Source organism: Nitrospirales bacterium, assembly GCA_031315865.1.
Taxonomy (GTDB): Bacteria; Nitrospirota; Nitrospiria; order Nitrospirales; family UBA8639; genus JAGQKC01.
Genome location: JALDRJ010000002.1, coordinates 1,342,781 through 1,361,343, shown reverse-complemented (window position 1 = coordinate 1,361,343; position 18,563 = coordinate 1,342,781). Strand labels below are relative to the sequence as shown.

The window sequence follows — 18,563 nt, the reverse complement described above, 5'->3', positions numbered from 1 at the left end:
TGCTCCAGTCGTCAATGTGGGCATCGGAATATCCATGAAATTTATCGAGGCTTAGCCATAAGCTTTTTTTTACTATACACTCATTATTTACCACGGGGTCACGTTAGCTGTAGAGGAGTAACCGTTCCATGAAAATGGAAATGACCGAATTAGGACCAGTCAAACGAGCATTAAAGATTGAAGTCCCGGAAGATGCCGTCAATAACGAATTCCAAAAGGTGTATGGGGAACTGAAACGGCAGGTCCGAGTCCCAGGATTTCGGCCTGGCAAAGCCCCAGTGGCTATCTTAGAAAAACGCTACTCCAAGATGGTTGCTCAAGATGTCGTACAACGGATCGTCCCGGATTATTATCAACGAGCGGTCAAAGAAGCCGGAGTGGTACCCGTTGTCGTCGAAATTCCGCCGTTTGAACGTCTGAAAATACAACGAAATTCCCCTTTCACATTTACCGCCACCGTCGAAATTAAGCCGACGATCACCCTCGGTGATTACCGGCCACCAAATCCGATATCGCTCAAACCCGATACACGAACCGTAACCGACGAACAAGTCGACCAGGCCTTAGCGAATCTACGGGAGCAACATGCTCAGCTTGACGCCGCACCAGAAGGCGCCAAACTGGAAGAAGGAATGCACGCGATCATGACGCTAGAGGGGTTACTCGATGGTCAGCCGGTTGAAGGCACCAAAAAAACCGGATATTCCCACAAGATTGGCTCAAAAACTCCAATCCTTGGCGTCGAAGCCGAAGAGCACTTGATCGGACAAACTGCCGGTTCGCGAGTCGATATCAAACAAGAATACCCGGCCAATCATCCCGACGAACGGTTAGCGGGCAAAACCGTTACGTTTTCCTTCACGATTGATGCCATCAAACAGGAAACGTTGCCTGAGCTCGATGATGAGTTTGCCAAAGATTGCGGAGAGTATGAAACTCTTGAGCAATTACGCAATTCGATCAGAGAACAATTCGAGACCCTGCTCAAACGCGACATCGAAGACGGGTATAAAGAACAGGTTATCGACCGGCTCGTTCAGATGCACCATTTCGACATCCCTGAACCCCTCATTGACCGCGAACTTCAAACCATGGTTCGCCAAAAAATGCTTCGGGAACAGCAAAAAAGTAAGGGGAGCATCGACGACCCCTTGAAACTTCAAGAAGAAGTCAAGCGTCTTCAACAAGAACTTCAGCCAGAGGCCAAGAAGCGCGTCAAGCTCGGTCTCATCCTGGAAAGCATTTCCGAGAAGGAGGGACTCACGGTTGAAGATGATGATATCGAGGCGGAAATGGCTCGACTGGCGCAACAGGTCAAGCTTCCCCTGGAGGAAGTACGAAAGATGGTCGAGGCTGGAGGGCAACAATCTCGAGAAGAATTTCGTGAACGCCTTCTCGCGGAAAAAGCCCTGCAATTGGTCTATGAATTTTCTGTCGTCCAAGGGTAACGAAAAGACTCGAACCACGTAACCTTGAATGACGAATTTGGCCAACTGTCGTTCGGCACATTAGAAAAACAAGGCTGTCAACGATGTCGGTCAGCAAAAACAGTGCTAGGCAAGCCAGCACTATTGCTCATTAATGAGTCGCATGGGCCAATTCCACGGATCGTTAAGAAACACTTATGTGAAAACCGATAAGAACTCTGAGGAGGAATCGACCGTATGCTTATCCCAATGGTAATCGAACAAACGACTCGTGGGGAACGATCCTACGATATCTATTCGCGCCTTTTGAAAGACCGTATCATTTTTTTAGGAGCTCCCATCGATGATGTGTTTGCCAACGTCGTCATTGCCCAGCTCTTATTCCTGGAGGCTGAAGACCCTGAAAAGGATATCAATCTCTACATTAACTCTCCGGGAGGAAGCGTGACGGCCGGGTTAGGTATCTATGACACCATGCAATACGTCCGATCCCCGATCACGACAATTTGTTTGGGGCAGGCTGCCAGCATGGGAGCTCTCCTCTTGTGTGCGGGCAGCAAAGGCAAACGTTACGCGCTGCCAAATGCCCGGGTCATGATTCACCAACCCATGGGCGGCTTTCAAGGGCAAGCCACGGAAATAGACATTCACGCACGAGAAATCCTCAAAATTCGAGAACGGTTAAACGATATCCTTGTCAAGCATACCGGACAGGCGTTAGAAAAAATCGAACGCGATACCGAACGCGACTATTTCATGTCGGCAGAAGAAACCAAGGTCTACGGCCTGATCGACGAAGTGATCATACGCAGTCCCGAGCAAGGTAAGTCAGACCAGGACGCCGCCAATGGAGCGCCAGCATAATCGTCTTTTTTCTTTCATGAGGATCGGCCATGGCCAAACAATCGAAATCTGACGCCAATCTTCGCTGTTCGTTCTGCGGGAAGAGCCGGGACCAGGTCCGGAAGCTCATCGCCGGACCAACAGTCTATATCTGCGATGAGTGTGTCGGACTCTGCAACGACATCATTTCGGAAGATTGGCAAGAGGCCAAAGAAGAGATTTCATCCAAACTTCGCAAGCCGGTAGAAATTAAGGAATACCTGGGACAATACCTCATCGGTCAGGAACGCGCAAAAAAAATCCTTTCCGTCGCAGTCTATAACCACTACAAACGTATCGCGGCCAATGAATTCGATGATATCGAATTGCAGAAAGGGAATATTCTCATCATCGGCCCAACAGGGACTGGGAAAACTCTCTTTGCGCAAACCCTGGCACAATACCTGGACGTACCGTTTACGATCGCTGACGCCACGACGCTCACCGAAGCCGGCTATGTCGGAGAAGACGTTGAAAATATCATCTTAAAACTCCTCCAGGCCGCTGACTATGAAGTCGACCGGGCCGAGCACGGCATCGTCTACATCGACGAAATCGACAAGATCACCCGAAAATCCGATAGCCCCTCGATTACCCGCGACGTGTCGGGAGAAGGCGTCCAACAAGCCCTCCTAAAATTAATCGAAGGCACGGTCGCGAATGTCCCGCCTCAAGGAGGACGGAAGCATCCTCATCAGGAATTTATCCAGGTCAACACCAGCAACATCCTCTTTATCTGTGGTGGGGCGTTCGTTGGACTCGAAGCGATTATTGAACAACGACTCAATCAAAAACGAATGGGGTTTCGAACCAAAGTCAATGAGCCTGAGGCGCCAAAAGCCTCAACATCGCTCTTGCCCTACATTGAGCCAGAGGATCTCCTTCAATATGGGCTCATTCCCGAATTCATCGGGCGTCTGCCGGTGATTTCCACTCTGGACGACCTGGATGAACAAGCGCTCGTCCGAATCCTTACTGAGCCGAAAAATGCATTGGTCAAACAATATCAAAAATTGTTGTCGCTCGATAAAGTCAAATTGAAGTTCTCAGATGGAGCCTTGGATGCGATCGCGAAAAAAGCCCTTGCGCAAAAAACGGGGGCTCGCGGTCTTCGCGCGGTTCTTGAATCCAAAATGCTCGAGGTGATGTATGACATCCCTTCTCATCCGGAAATCGAAGAAGTCCTCATCACGGAAGAAGTGATTCGAGGGACGGGAGAGCCGATGAAAGTCTTGCAACGCCCCAAGGGGGTCAAGTCGGCCGTCGGATCGTAACTCATCGTTTGTCTACGTCATCTCTCTGAGAGATTTCCCCCCCACTCTAAGCTGATTCAAAAAAAATGCCGGAAGAACATACGCTCTTCCGGCATTCACTTATAATCTCACCGCATTGAAGCGATAAGAATTTATCAGTCAGAACACGGCGCAGACTTCCCGTCCGCTTTGTTTTTTCGCATACGCCACAGGCCCATGCCCACCATGCCCGTCGCGAATAAGGCCATGGTGCTGGGCTCGGGAGTGGCAGCCATGGGCTTTGGATCACCCCAGACTTTCAGGGCATCAATATACGCCCCTTCTTTCTCACCTGCTCGGTAACTTCCATAAAACCAAGAATCTTCAGTCACATCAGTCCAGAATCGTAATTGCAGAAGTGTGTTGTCTCCTGACGATCCAAAATATGCCGTGTTCCATGCCCATTGGTTCCCTCCTAACGAATGACTGGCAAGAGTCGTCCAGGTCTGGCTTCCAAGCGTACGGAAATCTACATAGAGATAGTCATTAGGGTCGGAATCCTTAAGTGGTTTAAAATCATACATTACATACACATTCTGATAACCGGTCGTGTCGATTTCGTGAGTGGCTCCCGCATCAACGCCTCCTCCAGGACGAGTATCCCGTAATAGAAGATGGGAATGATCAATAGCCACATCATTGTAATCGCGTTGGATTTCACCCCATCCATTACCCACGGTGGCGCTAGAGCCATAATGGCCGCGATCAAAGTTGTCTTCAAAGATTATAGAACCGGCAGACGCCGTGGAACCTACCCCACCGCAGAACGCCAATGCAGCCAACATAGCCGTCAGCCCTCTTGTAACACGAACTGGATTCATACAGGTACCCATAACAACCTCCTTATTAGACCTAGGAGAACCTAGGAAAATTTCTGGAATAATTCTTCTTGTGCAGGCTGACTAGCAAAGCAAATGCCAAACACCTGATGACGTCGAAGTCATTGAAAACCCAGATGCGTTTTACTTCGAACGATACAAGGAGGCTTGATCAAGCTGTTGCGAGGGGGGAATGACAGCGACAGAACGCCAATTGTGTCATGAAATTATGGCCGCTGCTCTCAAGAAATCCGGCTGCTTACTCGAGGTTTTGAAAACTCTGAAGCTATTGATGTGTGTTACGCCTCATTTGTTCATGTTCGTATCTTTACCGAAGAAGACAAAACTTCCGACAGGTGTACACATGTGAACATGACGCAGGGACACATGATCATGACTGTTGATCTACATTGCTTTTCGTTTTGTAATTTGTTTTGTAATTTCGGCAGGATTTTGTACGTATGATCGACGGCAGGATTTCTGACAAAGAGATAAACGTGGGATTGTGATACGCACTACCCTGTTTCTTCATACCCGCACCCTTCATTCTGACAGTAGATTCGACTTCCAGCTTGCTTGCTGATTTTTTCGACCAGGAACGGGGCTCGACACTTCGGGCACTCGCGTTTTACAGGTTTGTCCCATAACGCGTAATTACAGTTTGGATATCGACTGCATGAGTAGAAGGTTCGCCCTTTTTTCGTTCGCTTCTGCACGAGATCCCCTTGGCATTCCTCGACGGGACATTTGACGCCGAGTTTCATCGGTTTCGTACTCTTGCATTCCGGGTACCGGGAACAAGCCAGGAACACCCCGAAACGACCGCGTTTGACCACCATGGGGCTTTGACATTTATCGCAGACTTCATCCGTGACTTCTGCGACTTCCTCGACGATTTGTATGACTCCCTGTTCGTCTTTCGTAAATTGCTTGGTTGACTTACACTCGGGGTAGCCGGGACAGGCCAGAAAATAGCCACGCCGTCCCCATTTAATCACCATATTTTTTCCGCATTTTTCGCAAATAATGTCCGTGGGTTCTTCTTTCCCCTTCAGTCCCTCCATCTTGTCTTCGGCGACGCCCAAATTTTTAGAAAATGGAGAATAAAACTCCTTGACCGTGGACACCCAATCCTTGCCGCCTTCCTCGATTTCATCAAGTTCGTTCTCCATCTTGGCCGTAAACTTGACGTCAAACACATCGGGGAAGTGACCGACTAACCGATCATTGACGATTCGGCCCAATTCAGTAGGTTTAAATCGCGCGTCTTCTTTTTCAACATATTGTCGATCTTGAATCGTTGAGATGATCGTCGCGTAGGTCGACGGCCGTCCAATTCCCTTCTCCTCCAGTTCCCGGATTAACAGGGCTTCATTGTAACGCGGGGCGGGTTGAGTGAAATGTTGTTTGGATTGAAGGCCTTGGTCATCACCTTGCACCAAGGTAAGTGCTTCGTCTTGCGACAGGTCCGGCAATCGAATCTCCTCGTCACTCACGACTTCGGTATCCTTGGATGTTGAAGATGACACCTGGTCGACACCCTCTATATAGACACGGCGAAACCCATCAAACTTTTCGACCGTGCCCGTCGCCCGAAAGACATAGTCATTGGCTTGGATATCCACTTTCGTCACAACATCCAATCCTTGAGTCATTTGCGAAGCGACGAATCGATTCCAAATCAACCGATACAGCTTGTATAAATCAGGTTCAAGGAACGCGCGAAGACTTTCAGGGTCACGCCTGACGGCCGTTGGACGTATGGCTTCGTGCGCTTCTTGCGCCGCTTTTTGCGTTTTATAGACATGAGGCTTTTCGGGAAGATAGCGATCCCCATACGTTCCCTGAATATACTCCCTCAATTCAGCTTGCGCTTCAGGAGCAATTCTTGTCGAATCCGTTCGCATGTAGGTGATCAACCCGACTTGGCCTTCCTCGCCTACCTCAAGACCTTCATACAGTTTTTGCGCGAGCATCATGGTCTTTTTCGCCGAAAACCTGAGCTTTCTGGCCGCTTCTTGTTGAAGACGACTGGTGATAAAGGGGGCCGAAGGATTCCGACGACGATCCTTCTGCTCAATCTTCGCCACTCGAAAGGTGGCTGACTCCAGTGCTCGAGTGATGGTATGGGCCTCTTCAGCCGTTCTGACTTCAATCTTTTCTCCACGATATTCTTGCAATCTCGCGACAAACGGAGGCGGCTGCTCTCCTTGTAACGTAGCCGTCACAGTCCAATATTCCTCGGGTTGAAAGGCCTCCCGCTCAGCCTCCCGTTCACAGATGACACGCACGGCCACCGATTGCACTCGACCGGCACTTAACCCTCGACGGATTTTTTTCCAGAGCAAGGGACTGAGCATGTACCCCACGATCCGGTCGAGCACCCGTCGAGCCTGTTGGGCATTCACCTTCTTCATATCAATCGCGCCAGGAGACTCCAGAGCTCGCTTGACCGCCGACTCCGTAATCTCGTTAAACAACACACGGTAGACCTGATGTCCCTTGGCGGTGAGCTCTTCCGCGATGTGCCAGGCAATAGCTTCGCCTTCTCGATCCGGATCCGGGGCGAGGTAAATATTTTTGGCGTTTTTCGCGAGAGATTTAATCTCGGTCAAAACCTTGCTCTTGCCTCGAATGACCACATACTGCGGCTCAAAATTATGATCGAGGTCGATCCCGAGTTTGCTCTTTGGCAAATCCTTGATATGTCCGACTGAAGCCACGACTTGATAGCTTCGTCCCAGGTATTTCGTCAAAGTCTTTGCCTTTGTTGGAGATTCCACGATCACCAAAGACTTCTTCTGAGACGGTTTTGCTTGCGGTTTTTTCGTTGAAGGCTTTTTTACGGCTGTTTTCGCCACTGAAACTTTCTCCTATCCCTAGAGTACTTCACGACCTTATTGCACGGAAGAACGAATATATTGCGCCCCGGCTATGCGCTGAATCAGACCTTTCATTTCTAATGACAGCAGGACCCCCATCACCTCTGACGTGAGACCACAATCTTGAGAGAGCAGATCTTCCAGGGTAATTGGCTCTAGTGATATCTGTGTGTAGACAGCCTGCTCTTGCTCACTGAGAGCACAGGTTGGTTGCTCTTCGGTCAGCCGACGGGTCGTCACCCCCTCAACGAACGGCTTTTCAAGCAGGGGCAGTATTTCGACAAGAATATCATCAATGCTTTCGACCAACTTCGCTCCCTGTTTAATGAGTTGATGAGCGCCTCGAGCCATTTTGTTCGTCACAGCCCCTGGAACGGCAAACACTTCACGATTGTATTCAAGCGCAAAACGCGTCGTGATCAACGACCCGCTGTTTTCAGTCGCTTCCGTCACGACGACGCCAAGGCTTAATCCACTGATGATCCGATTTCGCTGAGGAAAATGGTAGCCATGCGGTTCAGCCCCCAGAGACAATTCTGAAATGATAGCGCCTCGGCATTCGATATGCTCACGCAAAGCTTTATGCTCCATCGGATACGTTCGATCAATGCCACATCCCAACACGGCCAGAGTCCTTCCAGACGAAGAGTCGAGCGCTCCACGATGAGCGGCTTGATCCACGCCTCTGGCAAGTCCACTCACAACCGTGAACCCGGCCGAGGCTAATTCTCGGCTGAGTGCTCGCGTGAAGACTTGCCCACCTGGAGTCGCATTTCGTGAACCCACGACCGCAATCGCGTGATCATCAACTTTTTCAAGTTGTCCGGTCACGTAGAGAAGGGGCGGAGGATCGGGAATAGTCCTTAACCGAGACGGATAGTCAGCATCAAGAATCGTACAGATCGAAATAGCTTTGTGATTTTCTAATGCCTGTAGCTCTTGGTCTATTGCTAATCTCGTCTGGGGGTCTGGTCGTTGATGAATTCGTTCTGCAACGGCCAGACTCACTCCACCTTGTTCGACCAATGCTGTTGCCGTCGCCGCTTGAACCGCTCGAGGAGATCCAAATTCCAGCACTAATCGAGAAAGTGTTGATGGGCCCACTCCTTTGACCGATCGTAGTTCGAGCCATGACGACAGGTCCTCGTTCATGACCGTTCACGCCGATCGACTCGCCATCTTTGCATCAACACGATCAAGACTCCCGCCCACGACAATCACGTCGTACTGCTCGAGATTCAGCAGGGGATCTGCCTTGACGAGTATTTGACAATTGCAATGCTTCTCCAGCTGTTCAATCCCGACATGTTCAGCATCGAAGAGTAATTCCACGACCCGTGGATTGGCTCCGACGATGATACGCTGTTGGCCTTTCGCACTCCCCACTCGGCGAAGATCCCGAAAAATATCGTAGATCACGGTCATGGCCGACTTGGTATACCCTCGCCCTTCACAATCATTGCAGACTTCGGACAGTGTTCGTAATAAATCTTCTCGAACGCGTTCCCTGGAAATTTCGATAAGACCTAAATCTGAGATTCGAGAAATCCGTGTTTGCGCCTTATCTGAGGCCATCGCATCCACGAATGCCTGATACACCTTGTCCCGGTTTCGTTCACGTTCCATATCGATAAAATCAATGATGATAATGCCCCCAATACCACGGAGCTTGATTTGATAGGCGATTTCCCGTGCCGCTTCGAGATTGTTTTTCAAGATTGTTTCTTCTTGGTCCCGCTTCCCGACAAACCGTCCGGTGTTGACGTCAACCACCGTCATCGCTTCCGTATGATCGATGACAATATGCCCACCGGACTTTAGCCATACTTTTCGGCTCAGCGCTCGGGCAATTTCGAGTTCGATTCCCAGATAATCAAACAGACCTTCGGCTTTCTTTTCATAATGATGCACACGCGACGCTTGTTCGGGAAGGTATTTTCGGACAAAGTCTTTGACTTCTTCAAAGTCGGGTTCGGAGTCAATGAGCAAGCGATCGACTTTTTTGGTAAAAAGATCTCGAACCACTCGAAGGGTGAGCGTAAGATCAGTATGCAGGAGTGCCGGAGCGGCCTCTTGCTCATATTTTTTCAGCACATCCTCCCATAACGCGCTGAGAAATTTAACGTCGGAGACAAGGTCTTCTTCGGCAACTCCCTCACACACCGTACGAACGATGTAACCATAATCCGGCGTTCGAATTCGTTTCATGATTTCCTTCAATCGCGCCCGCTCCTCTTCGTCGGCAATCCGACGAGAAACGCCGATATGATCCACATTTGGCATGAAAACGAGAAATCGCCCGGGTAATGAGACATAGGTTGTGACTCTGGGACCCTTGGTTCCGATCGGACCTTTGGAAATCTGCACCAAGAGCTCTTGCCCTTCTTCCAATAATTGTTCAATCGGACGAGCGGTTTGCCGGCGGGGTCTCGGCATATCAGGTCCCTTGTCATCCTCTACTTCTTCACTATCGACAAGCGTATCACCTGGCTCAGTTCCAACAGAGAGATCTGACACGTGCATAAACGCAGCCCGGTCCAACCCAATGTCGACGAAGGCAGCCTGCATGCCCGGCAATACTTTCACCACTTTTCCCGCATAAATATCTCCGACAAAGTCCTTCTTTTTGACACGATCAACGTAGAGTTCCGTGACGACTTTGTTATCTAAAACAGCTACCCGTGTTTCTTCACGGGTCACATTAATCGCTATCTCGACACCCATCCACACCTCCTCTCTCCAACAAAGGGAGAGATATTATTTCCAGCTTTTCTCCGCATTCATAGATCCACAATACCCGCTTTCACACATTTTGCCAACCACTGCTCTGCCTGTGCTTTTCACAGGAGAGTCAATCGGTGGCGTTTCACGTTAAAGAGCAATCCCAGTGCCGCCATCGTCATAATCGTCGCACTCCCGCCATAACTCATCAAAGGCAGTGGTATGCCCACGATCGGGGCCAAGCCGATGGTCATCGCAAGATTGACCAGAAAACCAAAGGCAATCATACTGACAACTCCCACGGCTATAAGCGCACCGAGTGTATCTCTGGCCTTGGAGGCAATTTCTAATCCCATTAAAAAGAGTCCGCCATACATGACCAACAAAATAACCACTCCTAAAAACCCCCATTCCTCGGCGAAGACCGCAAACACAAAATCCGTGTGGCCTTCAGGCAAAAACTTAAACTGAGTCTGGGTTCCTCCGTACAGTCCTTTTCCCAATAACTGGCCAGAACCAATCGCAATCCTCGATTGTAACCCGTGATACCCTTTCCCACCAGGGTCATAATTCGGGTCGACAAAACTGAGAATCCGCTCTTGTTGGTACCCATGCAACGATCCCCATACCCCTCCCCACGCGAAAGGGAAGAGTAACAAAGCCGACAAAACCACGAGACCAAACGCGCGAGATTTCACACCGACGGATAAGAGCAGAACGATATAAATCGAGAGAAAACTTAAACTACTCCCTAGATCAGGTTGTTTTAGAATTAACAAAAACCCGGGGAGTACGATCAGGCCAGGCACAACCAGCCGCTGCAACCAGCCCACACGATGCTTTACTCCATAATACGTCGCCAAAGCCATAATTAGTGGGATTTTCACCAGCTCCGAGGGCTGAACCGCCACCGGCCCGAGTGGAATCCAGCGCTGAGACCCGCGACTACTCTTTCCCGCGACTAATACGATGACCAGGAGAATGAGTCCGATGCCATAAAAGACATATGAGAATCGTGAGAGTTTATGGTAGTCAATACCAGCCGAGGCGATAAACACCAACGCTCCGATCAATAGCCACATACTTTGCTTCAAATAGATGGGAAGACCCGAGACAGGATTGGCAGGGGTCACGCTATAAATGGAGAGCATGCCGATTGAGATAATTCCGAGGATAATCCCCAAAAAACACCAGTCAAACCCATCGAAACTCCGGCGAAGCATGGCTTGATCAATCATGATCTGCGATTTCATGCGCGACATGGGGAGTATCGGCGAGATCTTCATCAGAGATTCCATCTTGGCCCTTGGCATCGATTTGATTCCCCACATAGGCCTCGATCAACTGTTTAGCCAAGGGAGCTGCCGCTGACCCGCCATGTCCCATATGTTCGGCCAACACCACCACGACAATCGTGGGCTCTTCAACAGGGGCATAGGCGACGAACCACGCATGGTCTCGGAACTCTTTCGGAATATCTTTTTCGGGTCCTGAACGCAAGGCCACAACTTGAGCCGTGCCGGTTTTTCCTGCGATCGACACGAGAGAAGACCGTGACTGCTTCGCCGTGCCTTTCGTGACAACAGCTTCCAGACCTTTTTGAATGTCTGTAAAAACCGTTTGAGGGATGGGGATTTGCTTGGTTGAAACCGGCACGACTTCTTCCATCAATCCAGTCCCTCGCTTTCTGATCGCATGAACCAACCGTGGCTGTGTGACACGTCCGTTCATCGCGGTAGCCGCGACCACCTGAACCATTTGCATCGGCGTAACGGTCATAAACCCCTGTCCGATGGAAACCGAGATGGTCTCACCCGGATACCAAGGCTCTCCCTTCACACGCTGTTTCCATTCAGCCGACGGCAAAAGCCCTGATCGTTCAGAAGGAAGGTCAATGCCTGTCTTCTGGCCGAGGCCAAACTGTTCTGAATAGGAGGCTATGGTATCGATTCCCATGCGGTTGCCTAACTTATAAAAATAGACATCACAGGATTGGGCAAGAGCATCAACCAGCTCAACCGATCCATGACCGCCCCGTTTCCAATCGCGATAGGTTCGCCGTCCAAACTTAAATCCGCCAGAACAAAAAACATGGTCCGAAGATTGAGCGGCATTGGAATCCAAGACCGCCGCCGCCATGACAATTTTAAACGTAGACCCGGGAGGATATTGTCCTTGAATCACTCGATTCGTGAGGGGGTGTCTGGCGTCGTTAAGAAGGGCCTTCCATTCGGCCAGTGGCAAACCACCTGATAGCGCGGTCGGATTAAAACTTGGCCGACTGGCCAAGACCAAGACCTCGCCATTTCGTGGGTCAAGCGCCACAATCGCTCCAGCCTCGTCCCCCAACAAATCTTCCGCCAGTCGTTGGAGACGGATATCGATGGTCAGGTACAGATCATCTCCGGCAACAGGCTTGCGAACGGAAATCGTCTGTTTCTTGTGTCCCAGGGCATCGACTTCAAGCAGCTCTTGGCCTGACACGCCTCGCAATTCCTGGTCATACGTCCGTTCAACCCCATACTGTCCAATGATACTTCCTTGATGTAGCCCTTGATATTCATCTTCCTTGAGTTTCGCCTCTGATATTTCTCCCACATACCCAATGACATGTGACGCATAATGCCCCAAGAGATAATTTCTCTGATATTCTGGATGAATAAAGGTTCCAGGAAGGCTTAACCGATTCGACTCGACGATGGCAGCTTCGCGTAAAGAGAGACCGCCTTTTACCTTAATCCTGGCATTCCGTCGTCTACCAGCGAGTTTGTCCTGTAAGTCTTCTCGCTTGAAGGGCAAAAGCCTCGTCAATTCCTGAATCAACGCATCAGGATCTTTCACATCCTCAAGACTGACGTACAGGTTAAAACTCGGGACATTGTTCGCGAGCAGTTCTCCGTGGCGATCATACAATAACCCTCTCGCTGGTTCTAACGTGATCGTTCGAGTTCGATTATCTTTGGCCATTCTCTGGTATTCATGGCCATCGCGGATCTGTAATTGCCACAACCGTAACCCGAGTAAAGCAATCAGCAGGAGCAGCCCAACCTTAATGAGGATCAACCGCCCCTGAATATCCACCAATTCATTGGCCTGACGATCGCTTTCTAGCATGATAGACCTGTGTGTAACCGTGGCCATGTGTGTAACCGCGGCATGGCATCGTCAACGCTCGGGACTAGACGCTTGAGAACAGCGACAGCAATTGTTAAGACCGTCACATCTTGATCCTTTCGGACTATCGAAGACTCGTCGGCTCTACCCCGGGATCGACAAGGTCAAGTTTACTCAAAACCCAATAAACCCCAAATGCTAACAACGCATCGAAAAGGGCTTGCGGCAGAAGAATGGTTCGAGTTTCATGCAACATTAAGAACCAATCGGTCTGAGGTCTCGCCGAAAAGAGCGCGATGAGACTGCTCGCACACGAAAAAAGAAAAGTCGGGAGAAAAATAGCTTGTGCCGTCGTATTGGATAATGTTTTGGCAATGACTCCAGACAGAAAGCCAACAAGGCCTTTCGTGAAGAGATTGACGATCCCTGCTCCTCCAGAGAATAAATCTTGAACAAACCCGATACCGATTCCCGATATGCAGCCTTTTTGCTTTCCACCTAGAAATCCTATCAAACAAGTCGCGACCAAACATAAGTCAGGCCTGATTCCCCAAGGACCGACATGAGCCAAAAGCGTGACTTGAATCGGCACGAGTAATAAGAGAAGACTTACATAAAAAATGAGGTACATCATCAGGGCTGTTGCGCCGTCACAGTCGTTGGAAGAACGGTCAAATTTGCTGACTGTCCGGATTCCGTCACCACCAAAACCCCTTCAAGTTTTGCGAAATCGACCATGGGATGAATTTCTGCCGCCAGAAATAGATCGGCATCGCCTTTTTCTAACCGACCGACACGCCCGATCGGAAGACCTCTCGGATAATCTCCCGTTAGCCCTGATGTCACGACCATATCACCGACCTCGACCGTTGACAGGGGCGGTACGTATTTCATCCTGACCGCTCCTTGAGCCGTGCCTTGTGCAATACCCTCGTCACGACTCCGCTGAATCATGCCTGCCACTGCAATATTGGGGTCCGTCAACAAGAGGACGACCGCCGTGGAAGGATTGACATTCACGACCCTGCCGACGACTCCAGCCGTCGTCACGACTCCCATTTGATTCCTGATCCCATCTTCAAGCCCTTTATCAATGATAATCGCTTGATACCAATTGGTCGCGTTGCGACCAATCACTCGCGCCGCCACGGTTTTCATCCCAGCCTGTTCCTGGAAATTCATCAAGCTCGCCAATTGCTCAGACACGATGATTTGCTCGTGCAATTGGCTGATGCGAGCATTCAATCTGTCCACCTCTTGTTGAAGCTCAAGATTTTGCTCATACACGCCCTGTAAGGCAATGTAGTGATTCCAAGATTCACGAATGCTCATGTCTAATGACGCGAAACCCTGAATGGGAATCGCCACAAACTGAGCGACCGGATGGCTAATGCCTTCGAGCAGTCCTTGCGTTTGACGGGGCAAAAGGAGGATCGCGATCAGGGCGATGACGAAGACAACCGCAAAGACTCGCTTGACCCCAGAGCCCAACATGCCAGAAAGACCAAGCTTACCCATGACATTCCTCAAGTCCCTTGAGGCTTTTCAAGTAGCCGTATCCTCGCTTATCAAAGGCCACGAGAATGCAAGATGAAAATGGAACGGTTGCGACCCAACGTATGCGTGCTCCTCACACGATCTGCTTTCTCTTCGCGTCGTGACGTTGTTCGGTACACCCGATTGACCGTTCACCACCGCGCGCGCATGAAAAAATCTCACGATACGGCATCAGAGGCTTCTACCGCTGAACAGACGACATCGACGCGACGTTCCTCAACAGAGCAAGCTCCTCCAAAATTTTTCCGACACCCAACACGACCGAGGTGAGTGGGTCATCGACCGTCACGATGGGAAGCGCAGTTTCCTCACGAAGTCGCGCATCAAGCCCTTGCAACAAGGAGCCTCCCCCCGTCAGGACAATGCCACGATCAATGATATCTCCAGCGAGTTCAGGAGGAGTATTTTCCAATGCCAGACGAATGGCCCCAACGATCGTCGCGATCAAATCTTGCAACGCTTCTCGTATTTCGGAATCGTTAACGAGAATGGTCCTGGGTATTCCAGAAATCAAATCTCTTCCTTTGACCGCCATTTGTTTTTTTTCGGGAAATGGATGAGCAGAACCGATCTCCATTTTTATACGCTCCGCCATATGTTCGCCGATCAACAAACTGTACTCTTTCTTGAGGTAATTGATGATCGATGAATCCACCTGATCACCCGCGACGCGAACCGACTCGCTATACACGATCCCGCCCAAGGAGATAACGGCAATGTCCGTCGTACCTCCGCCAATATCGACAACCATGTTTCCTGAAGGTTCAGTAATCGGCAGTCCTGCGCCAATGGCCGCGGCCACTGGCTCTTCGATCAAATAGACTTCACGAGCCCCGGCCAGTTCAGCCGACTCCTTGACGGCCCGCTGCTCAACTTGGGTGATCCGTGACGGCACACCAATCACGATTCGTGGACGGACCAAGGTATGACGCGTATGGACTTTATGGATGAAATATCGAAGCATTCTTTCCGTCATATCAAAGTCGGCAATCACGCCTTCGCGCATCGGTCGAACGGCTTTGATGTTGCCCGGCGTTCGACCGATCATCCGTTTGGCTTCCTCCCCGACCGCTAAAATCCGATTGCTGGAAGTTTCGACCGTGACGACAGAAGGCTCATTCAGCACAATCCCCTTTTTTTTCATGTACACCAACGTCGACGCTGTGCCCAAGTCGATGGCCATGTCATTGGACAACAAACTCAGAAAATTACTGAAGAGTCCCATGCTCAGGTTCCCTTAACAATCTAACCCATGAATACAAGATGAAATGATTCGGTCATTCACATGCATGAGTCCATTCACCAGCATCCAGATAGCTCTCAGGAATGGGGGCAATCTCTGATTCTGTGAACCGATTGAGCTCAAGAGTTCATCCATTCCACCCCACTTGCCAAGAGGGATGCTCGCAGTTGCGATTGAAGGATTGATGAAGTATCAATCTTTATGAAATTCGGGGCTGTGGATAAACCATTAGGATGGATGTGGCTGACAAACGGATTGGACTCAAGGCATTCGTTTGTAGGCTGAGGAGAAACCTCCGCTTACACGTCCATGATACAACGTAAATTTAACTATACCAAATCTCTTAAGTTAGCACAAAGATTGATTTTTTAGCCTGCTTGGATTCGGGTAGCACGTCAGTCACATCTTCTGAATGGTCCCTCTTGATGGGTTGACAATGAATGCGGTCTAGAGATGAGAGTAGAGGCGATCGACTTGCCAGGAATAAGGAGTTTGGGGTACATAGGAGGGCAATCTGTTGCACAATAGGAAATAACCATGCCTGCGAAAACACTATTTCAAAAAATTTGGGATCAGCATGTAGTTCATGAAGATGCCGACGGAACAACCTTACTCTATATTGATCGCCATCTCGTCCATGAAGTCACTTCCCCTCAAGCCTTTGAAGGGCTACGAATGTCGAACCGTCAGCCTCGACGTCCCGCAGCCTCGCTAGCGGTTCCGGATCATAATATTCCGACCACTGACCGGCGCTTAGGTATCGTCGACCCGATGAGTGCCAGGCAAGTTGAGACCCTGACGGACAATTGTCACGAATTTGGCATCACCCTGTTTGACATGAATGATATTCGACAAGGCATCGTTCATGTTATCGGCCCCGAGCAAGGATTGACCCTGCCTGGAATGACGATTGTTTGTGGTGATTCCCATACTTCAACACATGGCGCATTCGGCGCTTTAGCGTTCGGCATCGGGACGTCTGAAGTCGAACATGTGTTGGCGACTCAATGCCTTGTCCAAAAAAAACCCAAGACCATGGAAGTTCGAGTCAATGGAACATTGGCAGACTGCTGTTCACCCAAGGACGTGATCTTGGCCATCATTGGCAAGATTGGGATCGGTGGCGGCACTGGCCATGTCATTGAATATACAGGGTCTGTGATCCGGTCATTCTCCATGGAAGGACGCATGACGCTGTGCAATATGTCCATCGAAGGCGGGGCACGAGCCGGGCTTGTGGCTCCGGACGATAAGACGATTTCCTACATTCAAGGAAGGCCCCTGGCGCCCCACGGGAAACTGCTCGATCAGGCGATCGAAGACTGGAAGTCCCTGGCGACTGATACGGGAGCTCACTATGACCAGGTTATCGAAATGGAAGGCGAACGCATCGCGCCGCAAGTCACATGGGGAACCAACCCTGGTATGGTTGCCGGTATCGATGAAACAGTTCCCGACCCTCAGAACCAGCCCGATGAAAAGTCTCGACATGCGACGGAAAAAGCCCTGGCCTACATGGATCTTAAACCCGGCACCCCAATTCAGGAGATCTCGATCAACCGTGTGTTCATCGGTTCATGCACCAATTCACGAATCGAGGATCTTCGAATTGCCGCGAAATACTTCAACGGAAAACGAGTGGCCAAGGGTGTGCACGCCATGGTTGTTCCAGGCTCGGGGTTGGTCAAACAACAGGCGGAAGAAGAAGGCCTTGATCGAATATTCCTTGAAGCGGGTGCAGAATGGCGTGAAGCTGGTTGCAGTATGTGTCTTGCGATGAATGCCGATGTTCTCAAGCCCGGTGAACGGTGCGCCTCGACAAGCAATCGAAACTTCGAAGGTCGACAAGGAAAGGGATCCCGAACGCATCTTGTCTCACCAGCCATGGCAGCCGTGGCGGCAATAGAAGGACATTTTACGGATATTCGGCAGTGGAGTTGACCCTTTCCCGCACAATGGTAAGAAACCTTATCACCCGCTAACCTGGACATTCCCATGCAACCTTTTACTACTCATTCGGGCGTCGTGGCTCCACTCAATCGAGTGAATGTCGACACGGACCAAATCATCCCGAAACAATATTTGAAAACCATTCATCGAACCGGCTTAAAAGAAGGGCTCTTCGCAGATTGGCGAGAAACGCCGGACGGAACGCCGGACCCTGAGTTTTTCAGCAATCAACCCATGTACCAAAGTGCCACGATTCTATTAACTGGCGAAAACTTTGGATGCGGATCTTCACGCGAACATGCACCATGGGCACTCTTGGATTACGGATTCCGCTGTCTGCTCGCTCCCAGTTTCGCGGACATTTTTTACAATAATTGTTTTCAAAACGGAATTTTGCCGGTCGTCTTACAACCCCAAGAAATTCACATGCTCTTTACACGAGAACAAGAGCATAGCCCCTACTCGCTGACCGTTGACCTTCAACAACAAGCCGTCATCCTGCCTGAAGGCGAACGCCTTTCATTCACGATTGACCCCTTTCGAAAAGATTGCCTCATCCAAGGGCTTGATGCGATCGGACTCACCTTACAAAAAGAAGAGGCCATCCAGGCCTACGAAGTGCGCCGCCTCAAAGAATCGCCTTGGCTCTTTCAGGACTTGGCATGACACTCAGCATT

The 18,563-nt window shown here is 50.1% G+C and carries 14 protein-coding genes; 5 read left to right on the top strand and 9 right to left on the bottom strand.

Annotation, left to right across the window (positions count from 1 at the left end):
* Positions 1 to 128 precede the first annotated feature (128 nt).
* From tig to clpX, 3 genes are all read left to right on the top strand, one after another.
* Complete coding sequence (gene tig, locus MRJ96_06300; GenBank protein MDR4501047.1) at positions 129 to 1,448, top strand: trigger factor; 1,320 nt, start codon at positions 129 to 131, stop codon at positions 1,446 to 1,448.
* 216 nt (positions 1,449 to 1,664) lie between these two features.
* The gene (gene clpP, locus MRJ96_06295; GenBank protein MDR4501046.1) at positions 1,665 to 2,291 is read left to right on the top strand and encodes an ATP-dependent Clp endopeptidase proteolytic subunit ClpP; all 627 of its coding nucleotides are present in this window, start codon (positions 1,665 to 1,667) and stop codon (positions 2,289 to 2,291) included.
* 29 nt (positions 2,292 to 2,320) lie between these two features.
* Positions 2,321 to 3,583 carry an ATP-dependent Clp protease ATP-binding subunit ClpX gene (gene clpX, locus MRJ96_06290; GenBank protein ID MDR4501045.1) on the top strand — a complete coding sequence of 421 codons (1,263 nt, stop codon included), beginning with the start codon at positions 2,321 to 2,323 and terminating at the stop codon, positions 3,581 to 3,583.
* A gap of 134 nt (positions 3,584 to 3,717) precedes the next feature.
* Here clpX and MRJ96_06285 read toward each other — a convergent pair whose 3' ends face one another.
* The 9 genes from MRJ96_06285 to MRJ96_06245 all read right to left on the bottom strand — a co-directional run bounded on the left by MRJ96_06285 (position 3,718) and on the right by MRJ96_06245 (position 15,918).
* Positions 3,718 to 4,434, bottom strand: a complete 717-nt coding sequence (locus MRJ96_06285; protein ID MDR4501044.1) for a PEP-CTERM sorting domain-containing protein — start codon at positions 4,432 to 4,434, stop codon at positions 3,718 to 3,720.
* A gap of 500 nt (positions 4,435 to 4,934) precedes the next feature.
* On the bottom strand, positions 4,935 to 7,280 hold the full coding sequence (gene topA / locus MRJ96_06280) for a type I DNA topoisomerase (protein MDR4501043.1): 2,346 nt from the start codon (positions 7,278 to 7,280) through the stop codon (positions 4,935 to 4,937).
* Between the two features lie 36 nt (positions 7,281 to 7,316).
* Positions 7,317 to 8,453 carry a DNA-processing protein DprA gene (dprA, locus tag MRJ96_06275; GenBank protein ID MDR4501042.1) on the bottom strand — a complete coding sequence of 379 codons (1,137 nt, stop codon included), beginning with the start codon at positions 8,451 to 8,453 and terminating at the stop codon, positions 7,317 to 7,319.
* 6 nt (positions 8,454 to 8,459) lie between these two features.
* Positions 8,460 to 10,025 (bottom strand): Rne/Rng family ribonuclease, encoded by a 1,566-nt coding sequence (locus MRJ96_06270; GenBank protein ID MDR4501041.1) that lies wholly within the window; start codon positions 10,023 to 10,025, stop codon positions 8,460 to 8,462.
* 116 nt (positions 10,026 to 10,141) lie between these two features.
* Positions 10,142 to 11,260 (bottom strand): rod shape-determining protein RodA, encoded by a 1,119-nt coding sequence (gene rodA / locus MRJ96_06265; GenBank protein MDR4501040.1) that lies wholly within the window; start codon positions 11,258 to 11,260, stop codon positions 10,142 to 10,144.
* Positions 11,253 to 13,163: a penicillin-binding protein 2 gene (mrdA, locus tag MRJ96_06260; GenBank protein MDR4501039.1), complete on the bottom strand. Its 1,911-nt coding sequence runs from the start codon at positions 13,161 to 13,163 to the stop codon at positions 11,253 to 11,255. The genes rodA and mrdA overlap by 8 nt, the downstream gene beginning before the upstream one ends.
* 97 nt (positions 13,164 to 13,260) lie before the next feature.
* On the bottom strand, positions 13,261 to 13,770 hold the full coding sequence (gene mreD, locus MRJ96_06255) for a rod shape-determining protein MreD (GenBank protein MDR4501038.1): 510 nt from the start codon (positions 13,768 to 13,770) through the stop codon (positions 13,261 to 13,263).
* Positions 13,770 to 14,654: a rod shape-determining protein MreC gene (gene mreC, locus MRJ96_06250; GenBank protein ID MDR4501037.1), complete on the bottom strand. Its 885-nt coding sequence runs from the start codon at positions 14,652 to 14,654 to the stop codon at positions 13,770 to 13,772. The genes mreD and mreC overlap by 1 nt, the downstream gene beginning before the upstream one ends.
* Before the next feature lie 220 nt (positions 14,655 to 14,874).
* Positions 14,875 to 15,918, bottom strand: a complete 1,044-nt coding sequence (locus tag MRJ96_06245) for a rod shape-determining protein (GenBank protein ID MDR4501036.1) — start codon at positions 15,916 to 15,918, stop codon at positions 14,875 to 14,877.
* A gap of 555 nt (positions 15,919 to 16,473) precedes the next feature.
* On the opposite strand from MRJ96_06245, the gene leuC reads away from it, so the two are divergent.
* Together leuC and leuD are read left to right on the top strand one after the other, a co-directional pair.
* Positions 16,474 to 17,877 (top strand): 3-isopropylmalate dehydratase large subunit, encoded by a 1,404-nt coding sequence (gene leuC, locus MRJ96_06240; GenBank protein ID MDR4501035.1) that lies wholly within the window; start codon positions 16,474 to 16,476, stop codon positions 17,875 to 17,877.
* A 54-nt stretch (positions 17,878 to 17,931) separates the two neighbouring features.
* Positions 17,932 to 18,552: a 3-isopropylmalate dehydratase small subunit gene (gene leuD, locus MRJ96_06235; GenBank protein ID MDR4501034.1), complete on the top strand. Its 621-nt coding sequence runs from the start codon at positions 17,932 to 17,934 to the stop codon at positions 18,550 to 18,552.
* Positions 18,553 to 18,563: the final 11 nt, after the last annotated feature.